Source organism: Thiomicrorhabdus sp. Milos-T2, from assembly GCF_000702325.1.
In the GTDB taxonomy this organism is placed as follows: Bacteria; Pseudomonadota; Gammaproteobacteria; order Thiomicrospirales; family Thiomicrospiraceae; genus Thiomicrorhabdus.
The window spans coordinates 1,930,694-1,948,483 of the sequence record NZ_KL370891.1 but is presented as its reverse complement, the minus strand read 5'-3'; the positions used below and the strand labels follow the sequence as shown (position 1 = coordinate 1,948,483).

Below are 17,790 nucleotides of genomic sequence, written 5' to 3'. Positions count from 1 at the left end.
ATGACGAGAGGGGGGGGTAATGATTGCCACAGCCCGCAAGGGGTATAAAGGCATGGCTGTTTAATTGAAAAAATGAATGTTGTGATTCTGTTGATTAAGGCTAAGAGCTCAAAAACAAACGTCATTATCCAGCTTGACTGGTTAATCTCTCATTGCCATATAAGGTTCTCTGCTCAGACATGGGAATGATGATTTAAGATGTTTTAATGATTACAGCACCCTGCAAAGGGATTAAAGGCCTGGTAATTCTATTTTAACCACAAGTTTTCTTTTTATTCTTTCTCTATGTTAGAATACGCGCCCTTGATTGTTTCTATTAAAATTTCTGTATATTCAGTGACATAGATTCAATTTTACTGTTTTATTTACCCTTTTATTGTTATGGAATTTCTATGCCTCAAACTACTCCTTTTACCGGCGGTCTTTATGTGATTACTTATGGTTGTCAGATGAACGAGTATGATTCTGACAAGATGGCGAGTCTGTTGGAAAAAACGTATGGCTTGAAGCTGGTCACAGAACCAGAGGAAGCGGATGTGGTTTTGATGAATACCTGTTCGGTTCGTGAGAAAGCTCAGGAGAAGGTGTTTTCTGAATTGGGTCGCTGGACAAAATGGAAAGCGAAAAAGCCAAACCGTGTGATTGGTGTAGGCGGTTGTGTAGCCTCTCAAGAGGGTAAAGTGATTCGTCAGCGTGCGCCCAGTGTGGATGTGATTTTTGGCCCGCAAACTTTGCACCGCTTGCCAACGATGATTGATGAAGCATTGCGTGTTCGTGGTGATGACTCTATCAAAAAGAAAAAAGCTGTTATTGATATCTCTTTCCCTGAAATTGAGAAGTTTGATAATTTGCCTGAGCCAGAGGTAAATGGTGTCTCGGCGATGGTGTCAATCATGGAAGGTTGTTCTAAATATTGCACTTTCTGCGTGGTGCCTTATACCCGTGGTGAAGAGGTAAGCCGTCCATTTGAGGATGTGATGCACGAAATTCGCACTTTGGCTGAACAAGGTGTGCGTGAGGTGAATTTGTTGGGTCAAAATGTGAATGCGTATCGCGGCTTAATGGCGGATGGAGAAATTGCCGATTTAGCAATTTTAATGCATGCTGTACGCACCATTCCAGGGATTGATCGTATTCGTTTTACCACTTCTCATCCTAATGAAATGACACAAAGTATTATTGATTGTTATGGTGAAATTCCTGAGCTAGTTTCTCATTTACACCTGCCGGTTCAGTCTGGTTCAGATAAAGTATTGGCAATGATGAAGCGTAATCATATGGTTTTAGAATATAAGTCTACCATTCGTAAAGTACGTGCATTACGTCCAAACTTATGTTTATCGGGTGACTTCATTATTGGTTTTCCAGGGGAAACTTGCGATGACTTTAAAGAGACTTTAGCGTTGGTGGAAGAGTTAGGTTATGACCGCTCGTTTAGCTTTATTTACAGCGAACGCCCAGGTACACCTGCGGCAGGGTTCCCGGATGATGAGCCGATGGAAAAGAAAAAACGTCGCTTGTTTATGTTGCAAGAAGTCTTGAATAAGCAAACTCTAGCTATTAGTGAGGGCATGATTGGTACCCTTCAACGTGTGTTGGTTGAGCGTTTATCACGTAACTCATTTAGTGAAGTAGCTGGGCGAACTGAAAATAACCGTGTCGTGAACTTTGAAGGTTCGCCTGAGTTAATTGGCCAGTTTGTAGACGTTGAAATTACTGAGGCCTTAACAAATTCTTTACGCGGTAAGCTCGTGGCAACGCCAGAAGCAGATAGGCATGTCGCGCCGCAGTATCATTCTCTTAATTAGAATTCATTATCTCAAATTAATAAAAAATTAATTAAACCAACATCTTGTTGGTTTTTTTATTATGATTTAATTGTTTATTGATATACACAAATATATTTCATCTTGACCTAGAGGCTCAATTTGCCAGCATTACATACTATTCAATTTTCACTGTACCCTGAAGATAACGAGCGTTTACAAAATTTATGTGGTTGGCGCAATGAGCATTTTGATCAAGTCGAGCTGCGTTTAGGGGTTGAAATTAATTCTCGTGGTTTTCAGGTTTCAGTAACCGGTATAGAAAACCGTACCGTGCAAGCTGAGCAGTTAATTAGAGACCTCTATGAAGAGACTAATCATGAAACATTATCGCCAGATAAGGTGCATTTGTTTTTACATGAGTTTGGTTTAGATCAAGAAAAAACGCTGGATAGCGAACAGATTTTGGTCAAAACACGTCGCAAGACCATTAAAACCCGTAACCCTAACCAAGCTAATTATATTGAGGCAATTCAGTCTTACGATGTAAACTTTGGTATTGGCCCAGCGGGAACCGGTAAAACTTATTTGGCCGTCGCTTGTGCGGTTGAAGCTTTAGAAAATGAAAAAGTTCGCAGAATTATTCTTACTCGCCCAGCGGTAGAAGCCGGTGAAAAATTAGGCTTTTTACCGGGTGATTTAAGCCAAAAGGTAGACCCTTATTTACGTCCGCTATTTGATGCTTTGTTTGAAATGATGGGCTTTGAAACGGTTGAGCGTTTAATGGAAAAAAACGTGATTGAAGTTGCCCCTTTAGCGTTTATGCGCGGTAGAACCTTAAATGATTCGTTTATTATTTTGGATGAAGCGCAAAATACCACTGTTGAACAGATGAAAATGTTTTTAACTCGTATTGGTTTTGGATCAACTGCGGTGATTACCGGCGATATCACGCAGTGTGATTTACCTAAACATCAAAAATCGGGCTTGCGTCATGTTATTGAAGTGCTTGATGGCGTTGATGGAATTGGTTTTACGTTTTATCAAGCTCATGATGTTGTTCGCCACTCTTTGGTGCAAAAAATAGTTAGGGCTTACGATAAATATGATCGTAAGCTAGAGCGTCATAAAGATAACCTGTCTTCTAATTAACAACCAACGGGGTGCACTAAGATGATTGATATTGATTTGCAGTGGGGAATAGATGAGCAGTCTATTCCAACTATTGAACAATGCCAAAAGTGGGTACATGCAAGTGTTTTAGAACCACGTTCTTTTGAACCCGTTGAGATGACAATTAGAATTGTAGATAAACAAGAAAGCCAACAGCTTAATGCGGATTATCGTAATAAAGATAAGCCAACCAATGTTTTGTCTTTTGAATTTGAACAACCACCAGGCCTGGTAGATATTGGTGAAGAACTTCCGTATTTAGGCGATTTAGTCATTTGTGCAGAGGTCGTTGCTGAAGAAGCTAAAGTCCAAAATAAATCCTTAGAAGAGCATTGGGCACATATGATTGTGCACGGTACCTTGCATTTACAAGGCTATGACCATATAGATGAGTATGATGCTGAAGAGATGGAAGGCCTTGAAATAGAAATTATGCAATCTTTAGGGTATGAAAACCCTTATCAAGAAAGTTAAGTGGAAGATTCAGTAGAAGACTCAGTAGAAGATTAAACACTATCACATAACGTCATTCCCGTGCTTGACACGGGAATCTGTTTGGATTGATTAAAGATTATCCAGTCAAGCTGGATAATGACGGTTGCTTTGGATAGTGACGTTTGCTTTGGTTAATGCCTTTTGCTTTGGCTAGTGCCCATTGCCCATTGCTTTGGGTGTGACAGTGGAGTTTGGGTATAACAGTTTGTATGGACGTTTGTATGGATGTACCTGCAAGGCTTGGAGTTACCAGGCCTGGTTGTTTTTCAATGTGGTTGTATAAAACTAGACTTATTTAAAATAATAAATTTAATGCTTCGTGACTTTGTGTCTTCGTGGTAAAAACCAGATATGTGAGACCTTTGCACGAGATAGGTGCGAAATAAAAATGAGGGAAAATTTACCTGATTGCGGCGGAAAACGTAGGGAATAGCTAGCTATTCGCAAGTTTTTCAACAAAAATCGGGTGAATTTTAACCATTTTTACTCGTACATACTCTCGTGCAAAGGTCTCTATGTAAAAAAAGGATGAAAAAAAAGAAATGAGTGACAGTAGTAGCGGCTCTTCGTGGTTAGAGCGTCTTGGAAAAGTATTTTCAGATGAACCGGAGAGTCGAGAAGAGCTTGTAACCGTTTTAAAAGAGTCACAATCACAAGGTGTGATTGATGCGGATGCTTTATTGATGATTGAGGGGGTCTTGGATGTCTCTGAATCTCGTGTTCGTGACATTATGATTCCTCGTTTGCAGATTGAACTTATTGATGAGACAGAAACTTTAGAGTCTATTTTAGAAACTATGCTTGAGAGTTCACACTCTCGTTACCCTGTTATTCAGGGAAAAGAAATTGTGGGTATTTTACTTGCCAAAGATGTGCTGCGTGCTGTAGTTAAAGGCGAGTTAAATAGCAAAGAAGATTTACAAAAAATTTATCGCAAACCTATTTTTATTCCAGAAAGTAAGCGCTTAAATGTGCTGCTTCGTGAAATTAAAACTAGCCGTAACCACTTAGCTTTAGTGGTTGATGAGTATGCAGAGTTAGCAGGCCTGGTCACTATTGAAGATGTTCTGGAACAAATTGTTGGCGATATTGAAGATGAACACGATATTGAAGAAGATGCCAATATTCAAAAACGCGCTGGCGAGTCCTTTTCAGTGCAGGCATTGGCGACCTTAGAAGAGTTTAACCATTTCTTTAAAGTTAACCTGGAAACCGAAAGTACTGAGACAGTAGGTGGTTTTGTTGGTACAGAATTGGGTCATGTTCCTCGAGTTGGCGAAACGTTAGAAACTCATGGTTTGTGTTTTAAAGTACTAAAAGCTACCGATAGACGTGCAGAAGTTTTTGAGGTTAAACCGATTGAAGATTCAATGATTGAAGTGAACAAAGAGCAATCACAAGACATTATTGAAAATCATCCCAATTCGCTTTAAAACTGATAGAGACCTTTCTAGCAAACGGGATTAGCGCTTAGTGATTTATTATTTATGATCATTAAGACCGTTTGCAGATTTAATAAAACTAAATCAAACCTAATTAAACCCAATCTAGTCAAAATTACCCAGCAAAGGAAACGGTTTTGAAACCAGTTGCCCAATTCTTAAAAAATATATTCCTCCCACAAAAAACACATTTGATTGCACTTTTATTAGGTGCAATGAGTGTGTTTGCGTTTGCGCCTTTTGAAATTCCTCCAATTATGTTGGCTTCAATAGCTGGTTTATTTATGCTGTGGTTGGATGCTGAATCGCGATTTGATGGTGCAAAAATTGGTTTATGGTTTGGTCTTGGGCAATTTGGTTTAGGGGTTAGTTGGCTGCTTTCAAGTATGTATCTCTATTCAGGCGTTGTGTTGCCCGTTGCTGTTTTGCTTACCGCTGGATTTGTATTGTTTTTATCGCTCTCGGTTGCGTTAGGCGGTTGGGTTGCACAGCATTTTAAAAACTCGAAACAACCAGGCCTGGTATTAACCCTTTTATTTCCTGCTGTTTGGGTGTTATTAGAATTGTTTCGATCGACTATTTTTGGCGGTTTTCCATTTTTAATTAGTGGAACCACGCATTTACACACTTGGCTGGATGGCTATGCCCCAGTATTTGGTGTTTGGGGAATGTCATGGGCGGTGGCGATATCGGCGGGGCTGCTGTTGTGGTTGTTTAAGCAAAAGAACTGGGTGGTTGCGAGTATCTCATTATGTTTAGTTTGGTCGATTGGCGGTCTTTTACAAAATGTGGAATGGGTTAAGCCTATTGATAAGCCATTAGAAGTTGCGTTAATTCAGGGGAATATCCCGCAAGATAAAAAATGGTTACCTGATGAATTTTATCCAACCTTAAAAACCTATATTGGATTAACCAAACGCAATATGGATGCAGATGTAGTAGTTTGGCCGGAAACCGCCATTCCAGCTTACTTTGATGTAGTTGAAAAAGGCGCTTTAAAAGGTTTTATAAAAGATGCAGAATTGCTAAATACGGATATTTTGGTGGGAGTGATTGCTGGTGGCGTTCATTCAGATAATTATTACAATGCCTTAATTAATATGCACAATACAAAACAACGTTATTACAAACAGCATTTAGTGCCGTTTAGTGAGTACTTTCCGTTTACTAGCGCATTTGCTTTTGTGAGCGGCTTGTTTGATATACCATTTGCGACGTTTTCTCATGGCGATATTAATCAAAAACCACTTATGTTGGGTGGACAACCTGCGGGGTTAAGTATTTGTTATGAGATGGCGTTTGGTGATGAATTGGCTAGGCAACTGCCCGAAGCGAAATACCTTATTACGGTTAGTAACGATGCTTGGTTTGCCAATACTTTTGAGCCAGCTCAGCAATTGCAAGAAGTGCAAATGCGTGCTTTAGAGTTGGGGCGTGAAATAGCGAGAAGTACTAATACTGGGTACACGGCTATTGTGGATATTAAGGGAAACATTAAGCAACAAATACCCGCTTATGAAGAGGGTGTTTTACGTGGAAAAGTGCAACCCTATGAAGGCCTAACGTTTTATGCCGAATGGAAAACGATGCCGATTCTATTCTTATTGTTTACGTATTTTGGATTTTTATTGGCTAAACGCTATTTGCAACGCGGTAAATTTAACTAATTGTATGTTCTTGATTAACCCTGAAGTCACAAAGGCATGAAATTTTTAAAATTAAGCTTGTTGCCTTAGTGACTTCGTCGTTACATTAAACCTTAATGAGGAAAACTTAATGAGGTTTAGAAAAAACAGGGTGGTTCTCATCCATTGCCGCGGCTAGGCGATAGCGTAGCAGGGTAATCTCTGTTGGGTCAGCCAAACTTAAGGCTTTATCGGCTAAATATTGCTCAAGGACGGGTAAATCCATGTCGATAAACTCTTCAATACCTTGGTCTACGTCGGCTAAATATTGGGCAGTTTGTTTAATATCTGCCTGCAAATCATCTTGTACTTGTTTAAATTCTTGTGCGCTTAATTCGCCTAGTTCAGAATCGGCTTGCTCAGCTTTTTGTATGCTTTCTTCTAAAGTATCCCAGCTTTTATTTTCTGCTTTAATCACAAATTCTTTGGCATTATTTAAAAGCGCACGATACGCTTTAAGCATTTTATTTTCACTCATCTTTTTTTCCTGTTTTAGACTTACTTAAACTATAATAATGAACTTATTTAATTTATTTAGCAAGTTGCAATTTTGACTCGCTATCACTGTTTGAGAAGTAGAAGAAATACATCATGTCAGAAGTACAGTATAACCCGCAACAACTTGAAGCCGATATCCAAAAATCTTGGGACGAAAACCAGACCTTTGTGGTAAACGAAGATGAGAGTAAAGAGAAGTATTACTGCTTATCTATGTTTCCGTATCCAAGTGGAAGACTGCATATGGGGCATGTTCGTAACTACACGATTGGTGATGTTATTTCTCGTTTTCAGCGTATGCAAGGTAAAAACGTATTACAACCTATGGGGTGGGATGCGTTTGGTCTGCCTGCTGAAAATGCGGCAATGCAACATAAAGTAGCGCCGGCAAAATGGACTTACGAAAATATTGATTATATGCGTAACCAGTTAAAGTCTTTAGGTTTAGGTTACGACTGGTCTCGTGAAGTAGCAACTTGTCATCCTGAATATTATCGTTGGGAGCAGTGGTTATTTACGCGTTTAATGGAAGAAGGCTTGGTTTATCGAAAGCTCTCAGTGGTTAACTGGGATCCGGTTGATATGACGGTTTTAGCCAATGAGCAAGTCATTGATGGTAAAGGTTGGCGTTCTGGTGCTTTGGTTGAGCGTAAAGAGATTGCCCAGTGGTTCTTGCGTATTACCGATTACGCTGAAGAGTTGTTAGAAGGTTTAGATAAACTGGATGGTTGGCCAGAACAGGTTAAAACCATGCAGAAAAATTGGATTGGTAAATCGACAGGCCTGCAAATTTCGTTCCCTATTGAAGGGCAAGAAAATCAAACCTTAGACGTTTATACCACTCGCTCAGATACCTTAATGGGCGTGACTTATGTCGCGGTGGCTGCGGATCACCCTTTATCCCAAAAAGCGGCGGTTAATAACGAACCTTTAGAACGCTTTATTGAAGAGTGTTCACATGTTTCTACAGCTGAGGCTGATATGGAAACCATGGAGAAAAAAGGGGTAGATACTGGGATTCGTGTTCAACATCCTATTACCGGTGAAGTGGTGCCCGTTTGGGCGGCTAACTTTGTCTTAATGGGTTATGGAACGGGTGCGGTAATGTCTGTTCCTGCGCATGACCAGCGTGATTACGAATTTGCCAAAAAATATGATTTAGAGATTAAAGCGGTTATTGCTCCAAGTGCAGATGAGATGGCGGATGTTTCTGAAGCGGCTTTTACAGAGAAAGGCATTTTAGTTAATTCAGGCCTATTTGATGGTTTAAAGTCAAAACAAGCTTTACATGAAATGGCTAAGGTTTTAGGTGACAAGAAAATCGGTGATAAGCCGCTAGGCGAAAAACAGACCAACTATCGTCTTCGTGATTGGGGTATTTCTCGTCAGCGTTATTGGGGTTGCCCAATTCCGGTTATTTACTGCCCTGCGTGTGGTGCATTGCCTGTTCCAGAAGACCAACTTCCGGTGCGTTTACCTGAAGAGGTTGTACCCGATGGTTCTGGTTCACCATTAGCTAAAATGGATAGCTTCAAAAACTGCGACTGCCCGCAATGCGGTGGCCCAGCTAAGCGTGAAACCGATACCTTTGATACGTTCTTTGAGTCTTCTTGGTATCACGCACGTTACACATCAAAAGATAACGATAAAGCGATGTTAGATGAACGTGCTGACTACTGGGCACCGGTTGACCAGTATATTGGTGGTATTGAGCATGCTATTTTGCATTTGCTCTACGCTCGTTTCTTCCATAAGTTAATGCGTGATCAAGGTTTGGTTAAGTCTGATGAACCTTTTAAAAACCTATTGACGCAAGGAATGGTTTTGCTAGACGGCACAAAAATGTCTAAGTCAAAAGGTAATACGGTAGACCCACAAGGTTTAATCGAAAAGTTTGGTGCCGATACCGTAAGACTCTTTATTATGTTTGCCGCACCTCCAGAACAGAGTTTAGAGTGGTCAGATAAAGGGGTGGAAGGCGCATATCGTTTCTTAAACCGTGTTTGGAGACAAGTGCATACTCATATTGAAGCAGGCCTGGTAAAAGCAGCGACTTCTTCAGATGGCTTGAGTAAAGAAGCCAAAGCCTTACGTTTAAAAGTGCATGCGACTTTACAGAAAGTTACCGATGATATGGGACGTCGTCAAACTTTTAATACGGCAATTGCAGCGTGTATGGAGTTGATGAATGAGGTTTCTAAATTTACTGAAGATTCTGATGCGGCTCGTGGTGTTATGCAAGAAGCATTAGAAATTGTTGTGTTAATGCTTTCGCCAATGGCTCCACATATGTCACAGAGTTTATGGAATACGCTAGGACATGATGCATCCATCGTTGATATTCAATGGCCTGAAGTAGATGAATCCGCTTTAGTTAAGTCTGAAATTGAATTAATGGTTCAGGTCAATGGTAAGTTACGTGGCAAAATTGAGGTTGCGGTAGATGCCGATAAAGACTCAATTTTGGCGGCTGCAAAAGCCGATGATGCGGTGTTAAAGTTTATTGATGGTAAAGACATCGTGAAAGAAATTGTGGTGCCAGGGCGTTTGGTTAACCTAGTGGTAAAAGGTTAAGTTGTCTAGGATGCTTATGATTGGTAACACAAGTTTGATTTTTAAGTCGACGTTTAAAAAGCTAGCGACATTTAGTGGGTTAGGGTTGTTAATATTGCAACTCTCCGGCTGTGGTTTTCATTTGCGTGGTCTAGAGTCAACAGGTGCATTGCCTTTTAAATCTGTGCAAATTCAGGCTTCAAACAATGTGCGTGATGACTTGGTTACGGCGCTAAAAAGACAATTAAAAAATTCACAAGTTGCCGTCTTAGAAGATCAAACGGCTGAAGTGCAAATTCAACTTAACCCAACAGGTTATAAAGCCACCACTACCTCAACGAGTTCTGGTGATACCACTTCTCAATTGTTAAAAATGTCGCAGTCGTTTCAAGTCATTGACTTGCAATCAGGAGAGAAGATGCTTTCCGCAACAAGTGAAGTCTATCGTGATAGAACCATTATTATTAATGCCGTTCTAGCTTCAGACAGTGAGTTGCGAAGTATTCAAAAGTCAATGAGTAGTGAATTAGCGCGCCAAGTATTAAATAGAATTAGAATCGCTGTAAAAGTTGAAAAAGGCGAGTAATTTGTGATTTTAGCCAGTGCGTTTTTAAACCAAGTAAATAGCGGTATTTTAGAGGTTAAACCCATCTATTTACTTTATGGTGAAGAACCACTGTTTTTACGTGATAGCTTAGATGGTTTAAAAAAACAGTTGAACGCCCAAGGTTATATGACTAATGAAAGCTATGATGTTGATGCAAATTTTGATTGGCAAAGTTTGCAAATGGATACTCAAGCTGGCTCGCTGTTTTCTGAATCCCGCATGATTTTGATTAATATGCCAAAAGGCTCTCCTGGACGAGATGGCGGCAAGTTTTTTCAAGATTGGTGCGCTTATGTGCAAGCCTTACCTCCTGAAATTGTTCTTGTGGTTTTGTGTGAACGTTTAGACAATCGTCAAATTAAATCTAAATGGGTAACTTCAATAGAATCAGCAGGCCTGGTTGTTCAAGCTAAACCCGTACCCAGTAATGCATTGCCTGGTTGGTGTCAAAAACAAGCACAAAAGCAAGGTTTAACTTTAGAAGCCGAAGCCGCTAATTTATTAGCGGATAGGGTAGAAGGTAATTTACTAGCCGCTGACCAAGAAATAACTAAACTCTCTTTAAGTTTACCGGCAGGTTCGGTCATTACGGCACAAGATGTTTTGGAACATGTTGTTGACCAGGCACATTATCAATTGTTTGCTTTAGCGACGGCCATGTTAAACGGTAATACAGCATATAGTGTGCAAATGTTATCTAGGCTACAACAAGAAGGTATTGAAGCACCTGTTGTCCTTTGGTTATTATCAAAAGAGTTAAGACAGTTAATTGAATTAGCACAATTAACTCAGCAAATATCATTAAATCAAGCCTTTCAAAAATGTCGTATTTGGCAGTCTCGTCAGGGTGAATACAACAAGGCCATGCAACGTCATGATTTACAGCAATGGCAAAGTCTATTAAAGCAAGCCTTGCAGATAGATATGATGATTAAAGGGATTAAACCAACCTTAAACGATAGAGAAATCTGGTTTGGTTTGTCAGATTTAGTAGCAAAAATTGCACGTTAAGTTTGAAGAGAATTAACCACGAAGGCACGAAGACACGAAGAATATTTTTTGTTATTGCGAGTCACAAAGTGACGTGGCAATTTTTAGACCGTTAATACGTTAAAAATAGATTGCCGCGCCTGCGGCTCGCAATGACAGGTTGGTTAGTATTTAAATTATTTAATTTATTTTTTATTCTATGTTCACAAAGTTGAGTTGTCTAAAGAACATACCACACCCCGCTAGGGGGGTATAAAGGCCTGGTAAAAGTATTTTGATTTAAAAAAACTCGTGCCTTCGTGACTTCGTGGTGAAAATTGCACGCTAGGTTTAAAACACATTAACCACGAAGACACGAAGAATATTTTTGTCATTGCGAGTCACAAAGTGACGTGGCAATCTTTAGACCGTTAATACGGTAAACAAATAGATTGACAGGCCTGCGGCTAGCCATGACAGGTTGGTTAGTATTTAAATTATTTAATTTATTTTTTATCCTAGGTTCTCATAGTGGAGTTGTCCCCAGAACATAACACACCCCGCTAGGGGGTATAAAGGCCTGGTAAAAGTATTTTGATTTTAAAACTTCGTGTCTTCGTGATTTCGTGGTGAAAAAATTAGGTAAAAATAAAAAGAGAGTGAGTTGATGAACGTAAAAGAGTATATGACAAAGTTGGGTCAAGAAGCGCGTAAAGCGTCACGTGCTTTGGTTCGTGCCACGACAAAGCAAAAAAATGCCGCTTTGTTAGCGATGGCTGAGGCCATTGAATCTTCAGCTGAAACATTAAAATCTGAAAATGCTAAAGACTTAGCTAATGGTAAAGCAAACGGTTTAGATGCGGCTATGTTAGATCGTTTGGCAATTACCGATTCCGGTATTGCTGGGATGGCTGAAGGCTTGCGTCAGATTGCTTCATTGCAAGATCCGATTGGCGAAATAAGTGATATGAGCTATCGTCCATCTGGAGTTCAAATTGGTAAAATGCGTGTTCCTTTAGGGGTGGTGGGGATTATCTATGAATCTCGTCCAAACGTAACCATTGATGCGGCGGCCTTATGTTTAAAGTCTGGTAATGCGGCTATTTTACGTGGTGGTTCAGAAGCGAAATTTTCAAATCAGGCTTTAGCTAGTTGTATTCAAACTGGGCTTAAAGCGGCGGGTTTGCCAGAGACGTCTGTACAAGTGGTTGAAACGACTGATCGTGCTGCGGTGGGTGAGTTGATTGCCATGCCAGAATTTGTGGATGTTATTATTCCTCGTGGCGGTAAAGGCTTAATTGAACGTATTAGTGAAGGCGCAAGAGTACCGGTTATTAAGCATTTAGATGGGATTTGTCACGTTTATATTGATGACGATGCTAATCAAGACAAAGCCATTAAGGTGGCATTTAATGCTAAAACCCATCGTTACGGTGTGTGTAATGCCATGGAAACTTTACTGGTTGCAGAATCTCAAGCACAAGCAGTTTTACCTGAATTGGCAAAACTTTACACCGAAAAAGGGGTTGAACTTCGTGGATGTGCAAAAACCTGTGCGGTTATTTCTGCAAAACCTGCGACAGATGAAGATTGGGCTACTGAGTATTTAGCGCCTATTTTATCTATTAAGGTGGTTGCAGACGTGGACGAGGCTATGGACCATATTGCTGAGTTTAGCTCAGGGCATACGGAATCGATTATTACTGAAAACTTTAGCACGTCACGCCGTTTTTTAGCTGAGGTAGATTCAAGTTCTGTTATGGTTAATGCTTCTACACGTTTTGCAGATGGTTTTGAATACGGTCTAGGCGCAGAAATTGGGATTAGTACTGATAAATTCCATGCTCGTGGTCCAGTTGGTTTAGAAGGCTTAACTTCACAAAAATATATCGTATTAGGTGATGGTTCAATTCGTGATTAAAGCACAAAACCTTTATCAAGGTAAAAACGCGTGAAGTTGATTGGAATTAATGGTGGTACATTTGACCCTGTTCATTACGGCCATTTAAGACCGGCTTTAGAAGTGATGCAAAAATTAGGTTTGGAGCAAGTACGTTTTGTACCGTGTTATCAACCTGTGCATAAAAATCAACCTCAAGTTTCGGCCGAGCAACGTAGTGACATGATTCGCCTGGCGATACAGAATCAACCTCAATTCGTTTTAGATACCATTGAAATGGATAAAGGCGGGCCATCTTATATGGTTGAAACGCTTGCGTTATTAAAAGAGCAATATCCAGATAACGGACTAGTCTTAATGATGGGTACGGATGCGTTTGCTAAGTTTGATAGCTGGTATGAATGGCAGAATATTCTGGAATTGGCCAATATCTTGGTAATGCACAGGCCTGGTGATTCTGTTCCTCAGAAGGGCAATGGAGGCGAAATTTATCGACAGTATTTTGTTGATGAATTTTCAGAAATGTTTGGGCAAATAAGAGACATGTCGGTTACACAGCTGGATATTAGCTCGACGTTGGTTAGAGAAAGCTTACAAGCAGGAATGTCTGCAGAGTATTTATTGCCACCTTGTGTTATGCAATATATTAATAAACACGGGCTATATCAGCCTAACTAAAAAGCGTTTTGCACAAGTTCTAATTGTTCAAAACGTCTCTTTAAATGCAAAATTCGCAAAGCGAATAGGGAGCAACAAAGTTCAATGAGTATGGATATTAAACAAATTGAAACGCTAATTGTTAATACATTAGAAGATTCAAAAGCGCGCGACATTCAAGTCATGGATGTAAAGGGAATTAGCTCCTTTGCCGATTTAATGGTTGTGGCCACAGGGACTTCAACAACCCATGTTAAGGCATTAGGTTCTCATGTTGAACTTGCCTTTAAAGAAGCTGGTGAACCACCTCTTGGTGTTGAAGCCGGTCCTCAGCCTGATTGGGTTTTAGTTGATTTAGGTAATGCCATCGTACATGTTATGACTGAAGGTGCCAGAGCACACTACGCTTTAGAGAAGCTTTGGGATATTAAAAATCAGCAAGCGGCAGAATCGACTGAGCAAGTTGCAGACTAAAAAATATGGTTATTCACTTTATTACCGTTGGGCAAAAAATGCCCAAATGGGTTCAGGAAGGGTATGCCGAATACGCTAAACGCCTTCCTAAATCGTGCTCAATTAAATTGGTAGAATTGCCAATGGCGCAACGCGGTAAAACCGGTTCTGCCGATAAATATAAAGCAGAAGAAGCCAAAAAAATTCTTGCAGCAATACCCAAAGGCTCTCAATTAATTGTTCTGGATGAACATGGTCAACAAGTCTCCACGAAAGGGTTAGCCGAGAAGTTAGAGGATTGGTTAGCCAGTGGACAAGATATTGCCCTTGTTGTGGGTGGGCCAGATGGATTAGAGCAAAGTCTTATTCAGCAAGCTAAATGGAAGTGGGGCTTATCAAAACTCACTATGCCTCATCCGATGGTAAGAATTTTGGTAGCGGAGCAGATTTATCGAGCTTACTCGGTTATAAACAACCATCCATACCATCGCGAATAACCAGAGAGGCCTTTTTATCCAGCCTCTGCGTTAAATCCTAACTCGTTTACTAGAGTAAACTTCGCTAGAATTTGCCTTGACTCTGAATAAAAATGCTCTCTCTGGGCTTGTTTGTCCTTACCTTGAGAAAACCCCCTCGCTTTTATATTTGCATGGTTTGTATAACCAACGATTTTTTAATCTTTATGTTAAATCCTAACTCGTTTACTAGAGTAAACTTCGCTAGAATTTGCCTTGACTCTGAATAAAAATGCTCTCTCTGGGCTTGTTTGTCCTTACCTTGAGAAAACCCCCTCGCTTTTATATTTGCATGGTTTGTATAACCAACGATTTTTTAATCTTTACGTTAAATCCTAACTCGTTTACTAGAGTAAACTTCGCTAGAATTTGCCTTGACTCTGAATAAAAATGCTCTCTCTGGGCTTGTTAGTCCTTAGCTTGAGAAAACCCCCACGCTTTTATATTTGCATGGTTTGTATAACCAACGATTTTTTAATCTTTGAGTTAAATCCTACTCGATTAATATAAATGAACCTCTCGTTAATACTTGTTTTGAGTTTTAATAACAATCTTTTATAACTTTTTTATTTAGCACTCTCTTTCCCTCGTGCAAAGTTATCACTAGTCGTGAAAATGTTCTAAATTAACTAAGTTAATTAAAATTAATCTAAGATATGCACAATATTAGGAGTAAAGTAATTACACAGGTTGTAGTTATTTATCAATTTTAGCCTTTTTTCTTGTTTATGCTCTTGGGTGTAATGGTCTTTATTCATACATGTTTGTGAGTGGTTTAGGAAGCTTTTTAGATGAAACGAATTATTAAATATATTATTGTTGTGGCAATTATAGGTGCAACAGCCATTGTTTTTTATAACAAAATTTATATTCCTAAAAGTACCTTCAAAGTTGTTCATCCTGTTGTTGGAGATATGAATGTTAGTGTCAAAGGCATTGGAAATGTAAGCGCTAAAAACATCTATACTATTTCAGCCCAAACTGGGGGTAAAATTTTATCCCTACATACCGATGAAGGGCAATGGGTTAAAAAAGGCCAACTTCTTGTTGTGATGGATGGTGTTGATTTACCTGAACAATTGTCTGTGTTAAATGCCAGCTTAGAAAAGTCTAAATTTGAGATTAAAGCCGCCATAGAAGATTTAAAGGCACAGCAAGCTAAAAAAGAACTTATACAATTAACTTATAAACGAATGACTGAATTACGTAACAAACAACTTGTTTCTCAAGTGGATTTGGATCAATCTAAAGCTGATTTAAATAATATTAATGCTTTGATTAGTGCGGCTTCAGCTCACATTGCTTCGGCAAAAGCTGCAAAAAAAGTTATTCAAAAAGAACAAGATGCCTTAAATATAAAACTTAATAGATTGCGTGTTTATGCGCCAATCGATGGCTATGTCATCAGTAAAGGAGCGGAGGTTGCGCAAAATGTACTTCCTGCTAATCCTATCTTTAAAATTGTTGATACCCAAAATCTCTGGGTTCAAACCAAAGTTGATGAACGAATCAGTTCTGTTATTAAAGTTGGTCAAAAAGCGAAAATTACTTTACGTTCTCAACCAAATCATATTTTTAACGGTACGGTTAAAAAAATAAATGCCATGAGCGATGCGGTGACTTTAGAACGCGAAGTTGATGTTAGGTTTAATCAGCTACCGAAACCTTTCTATATTAATGAACAAGCAGAGGTCGTTATTGCGGTAAAGCAGTATCAAAATATTGTAAAGGTACCTGTCAATACGGTAGTACAGCATTCTGGAAAACCTGGTGTTTGGGTGGTTAAAGACTCACGTGCTTATTTTCAGGAGATTGAGATAATAAACCAAAATAACAAAGAGGTCGGTGTTAAAAATTTAACGTCAAAGGATCAGATTTTGGTACCGTCTTTAACTAAAAAATCTTTGTCTGATGGTATGAAAGTCTGGTTATGATTTATTTAGCTAAAGAAGATATAAAACATACACTCGGTAAGTTTATTGTTACAGCAATGGGTGTGGGAATGTTGCTTGGTATTGTATTAATCATGATGGGTGTGTACCGCGGGATGATTGCCAATGCAAATGTCGTTTTAAATGACTTAAATGTTGATTTATGGGTTGTTCAAGAAAATACTTTAGGCCCATTTGCGGAGGCATCAAGAATACCCGAAGACTTAAAATACACTATAAAAAGTAAAGAAGGTATTGATAAATCTGAAGCCATTACTTTCCAAAATCTTCAGCTCCCTATCGCGGGAAGCCATTTGGGGGTTATGGCGATAGGCTACGATGTTTATGGTGACATTAATCCTATAAACCCGAATAGATTAATTGCTGGCAGAATATTAAATAATAACCACTATGAAATTGTGGTAAGTGATAAAACGCAATATAAACTTAATGATAAAATTAAATTAGGTCGTAATTTTTATACCGTTGTTGGTATTACCCATGGCACGGTCACTTCGGGTGGGGACCCATTAGTCTATATAAGTTTGCAAGATGCAAAGGAATTGCAGTTTACCTATAGCAATAAGCGTATTCAAACTGATAGAGCGCGTGGTATTGTGAATAAGGATTCTCATTTGGTTAATGCGGTGATTGCCACACTTAAACCAGGTTATGATGCAGATAAAGTAGCGGCAGACATCCGACATTGGCAACATAAAAGTGTCTACACTAAAGCGCAACAAGAATATGTATTAACCAAGTTTGTGGTTGAAAAAGCATCAAAACAAATAGGTCTTTTTACCGTAATTTTAGTTGGGGTTTCTACCATCATTATTGCCTTAATTATCTATACGATGACTTTGGAGAAAATGAAAGAAATTTCAATCATGAAGTTAATTGGTTTACCTAATTCAATCATTATTAGAATGATTATTGAAGAAACATTATTACTTGGATTTTTAGCTTTTGTATTTGGTAATATTTTTTCTCATCTGATTTACAGTAAATTCCCTAAAAATGTATTGCTTGAGATTCAAGATGCATGGCTTCTTTTTGGTATTGTTATATTGATGTCTACAATTGCTTCATTTATTGGTGTCAAAAAGGTTATTAATGCAGATCCTTCAGCCGCGGTAGGAGGGTAAA

General features: G+C 39.2%; 15 protein-coding genes. 14 read left to right on the top strand and 1 reads right to left on the bottom strand.

Annotated elements, in window-relative coordinates; translation table 11 throughout:
* The first annotated feature begins 392 nt into the window (after positions 1–392).
* The 5 genes from miaB to lnt all read left to right on the top strand — a co-directional run bounded on the left by miaB (position 393) and on the right by lnt (position 6,543).
* Positions 393–1,808, top strand: coding sequence for a tRNA (N6-isopentenyl adenosine(37)-C2)-methylthiotransferase MiaB (gene miaB, locus BS34_RS0108845; RefSeq protein WP_029408164.1), 1,416 nt, complete (start codon positions 393–395; stop codon positions 1,806–1,808).
* 120 nt (positions 1,809–1,928) lie between these two features.
* Positions 1,929–2,918, top strand: coding sequence for a PhoH family protein (locus tag BS34_RS0108840; protein WP_029408163.1), 990 nt, complete (start codon positions 1,929–1,931; stop codon positions 2,916–2,918).
* 21 nt (positions 2,919–2,939) lie between these two features.
* Positions 2,940–3,413: an rRNA maturation RNase YbeY gene (ybeY, locus tag BS34_RS0108835; protein WP_029408162.1), complete on the top strand. Its 474-nt coding sequence runs from the start codon at positions 2,940–2,942 to the stop codon at positions 3,411–3,413.
* 563 nt (positions 3,414–3,976) lie between these two features.
* On the top strand, positions 3,977–4,867 hold the full coding sequence (locus BS34_RS0108830) for an HlyC/CorC family transporter (RefSeq protein ID WP_051640765.1): 891 nt from the start codon (positions 3,977–3,979) through the stop codon (positions 4,865–4,867).
* Between the two features lie 146 nt (positions 4,868–5,013).
* Entirely contained in the window at positions 5,014–6,543 is a 1,530-nt protein-coding gene (gene lnt, locus BS34_RS0108825; protein ID WP_029408160.1) for an apolipoprotein N-acyltransferase, read from the top strand.
* Positions 6,544–6,649: 106 nt separating this feature from the next.
* Here lnt and BS34_RS0108820 read toward each other — a convergent pair whose 3' ends face one another.
* The gene (locus BS34_RS0108820) at positions 6,650–7,039 is read right to left on the bottom strand and encodes a zinc ribbon-containing protein (RefSeq protein WP_029408159.1); all 390 of its coding nucleotides are present in this window, start codon (positions 7,037–7,039) and stop codon (positions 6,650–6,652) included.
* Between the two features lie 113 nt (positions 7,040–7,152).
* Between BS34_RS0108820 and leuS the strand changes: the two genes are divergently transcribed.
* From leuS to BS34_RS0108775, 9 genes are all read left to right on the top strand, one after another.
* Positions 7,153–9,633, top strand: coding sequence for a leucine--tRNA ligase (leuS, locus tag BS34_RS0108815; protein WP_029408158.1), 2,481 nt, complete (start codon positions 7,153–7,155; stop codon positions 9,631–9,633).
* Positions 9,634–9,649: 16 nt separating this feature from the next.
* The gene (gene lptE / locus BS34_RS0108810) at positions 9,650–10,198 is read left to right on the top strand and encodes an LPS-assembly lipoprotein LptE (RefSeq protein ID WP_029408157.1); all 549 of its coding nucleotides are present in this window, start codon (positions 9,650–9,652) and stop codon (positions 10,196–10,198) included.
* 3 nt (positions 10,199–10,201) lie between these two features.
* Positions 10,202–11,230, top strand: coding sequence for a DNA polymerase III subunit delta (gene holA / locus BS34_RS0108805; RefSeq protein WP_029408156.1), 1,029 nt, complete (start codon positions 10,202–10,204; stop codon positions 11,228–11,230).
* 625 nt (positions 11,231–11,855) lie between these two features.
* A complete protein-coding gene (locus tag BS34_RS0108800) occupies positions 11,856–13,109 on the top strand; it encodes a glutamate-5-semialdehyde dehydrogenase (RefSeq protein ID WP_029408155.1) in 1,254 nt (417 codons plus the stop codon).
* Positions 13,110–13,139: 30 nt separating this feature from the next.
* Entirely contained in the window at positions 13,140–13,766 is a 627-nt protein-coding gene (gene nadD / locus BS34_RS0108795) for a nicotinate-nucleotide adenylyltransferase (RefSeq protein WP_199774084.1), read from the top strand.
* Positions 13,767–13,850: 84 nt separating this feature from the next.
* Complete coding sequence (gene rsfS / locus BS34_RS0108790) at positions 13,851–14,219, top strand: ribosome silencing factor (protein ID WP_369699484.1); 369 nt, start codon at positions 13,851–13,853, stop codon at positions 14,217–14,219.
* Between the two features lie 5 nt (positions 14,220–14,224).
* Positions 14,225–14,695 (top strand): 23S rRNA (pseudouridine(1915)-N(3))-methyltransferase RlmH, encoded by a 471-nt coding sequence (gene rlmH, locus BS34_RS0108785; RefSeq protein ID WP_029408152.1) that lies wholly within the window; start codon positions 14,225–14,227, stop codon positions 14,693–14,695.
* Between the two features lie 809 nt (positions 14,696–15,504).
* Entirely contained in the window at positions 15,505–16,647 is a 1,143-nt protein-coding gene (locus BS34_RS0108780; protein WP_029408151.1) for an efflux RND transporter periplasmic adaptor subunit, read from the top strand.
* Positions 16,644–17,789 (top strand): ABC transporter permease, encoded by a 1,146-nt coding sequence (locus BS34_RS0108775; RefSeq protein ID WP_029408150.1) that lies wholly within the window; start codon positions 16,644–16,646, stop codon positions 17,787–17,789. The genes BS34_RS0108780 and BS34_RS0108775 overlap by 4 nt, the downstream gene beginning before the upstream one ends.
* Position 17,790: the final 1 nt, after the last annotated feature.

Coding starts and splice junctions, on each gene's coding strand:
- miaB (WP_029408164.1), top strand. CDS start 393: ATGCCTCAAACTACTCCTTTTACCGGCGGTCTTTATGTGATTACTTAT.
- ybeY (WP_029408162.1), top strand. CDS start 2,940: ATGATTGATATTGATTTGCAGTGGGGAATAGATGAGCAGTCTATTCCA.
- BS34_RS0108830 (WP_051640765.1), top strand. CDS start 3,977: ATGAGTGACAGTAGTAGCGGCTCTTCGTGGTTAGAGCGTCTTGGAAAA.
- BS34_RS0108820 (WP_029408159.1), bottom strand. CDS start 7,039: ATGAGTGAAAATAAAATGCTTAAAGCGTATCGTGCGCTTTTAAATAAT.
- leuS (WP_029408158.1), top strand. CDS start 7,153: ATGTCAGAAGTACAGTATAACCCGCAACAACTTGAAGCCGATATCCAA.
- lptE (WP_029408157.1), top strand. CDS start 9,650: ATGATTGGTAACACAAGTTTGATTTTTAAGTCGACGTTTAAAAAGCTA.
- BS34_RS0108800 (WP_029408155.1), top strand. CDS start 11,856: ATGAACGTAAAAGAGTATATGACAAAGTTGGGTCAAGAAGCGCGTAAA.
- rsfS (WP_369699484.1), top strand. CDS start 13,851: ATGAGTATGGATATTAAACAAATTGAAACGCTAATTGTTAATACATTA.
- rlmH (WP_029408152.1), top strand. CDS start 14,225: ATGGTTATTCACTTTATTACCGTTGGGCAAAAAATGCCCAAATGGGTT.
- BS34_RS0108780 (WP_029408151.1), top strand. CDS start 15,505: ATGAAACGAATTATTAAATATATTATTGTTGTGGCAATTATAGGTGCA.
- BS34_RS0108775 (WP_029408150.1), top strand. CDS start 16,644: ATGATTTATTTAGCTAAAGAAGATATAAAACATACACTCGGTAAGTTT.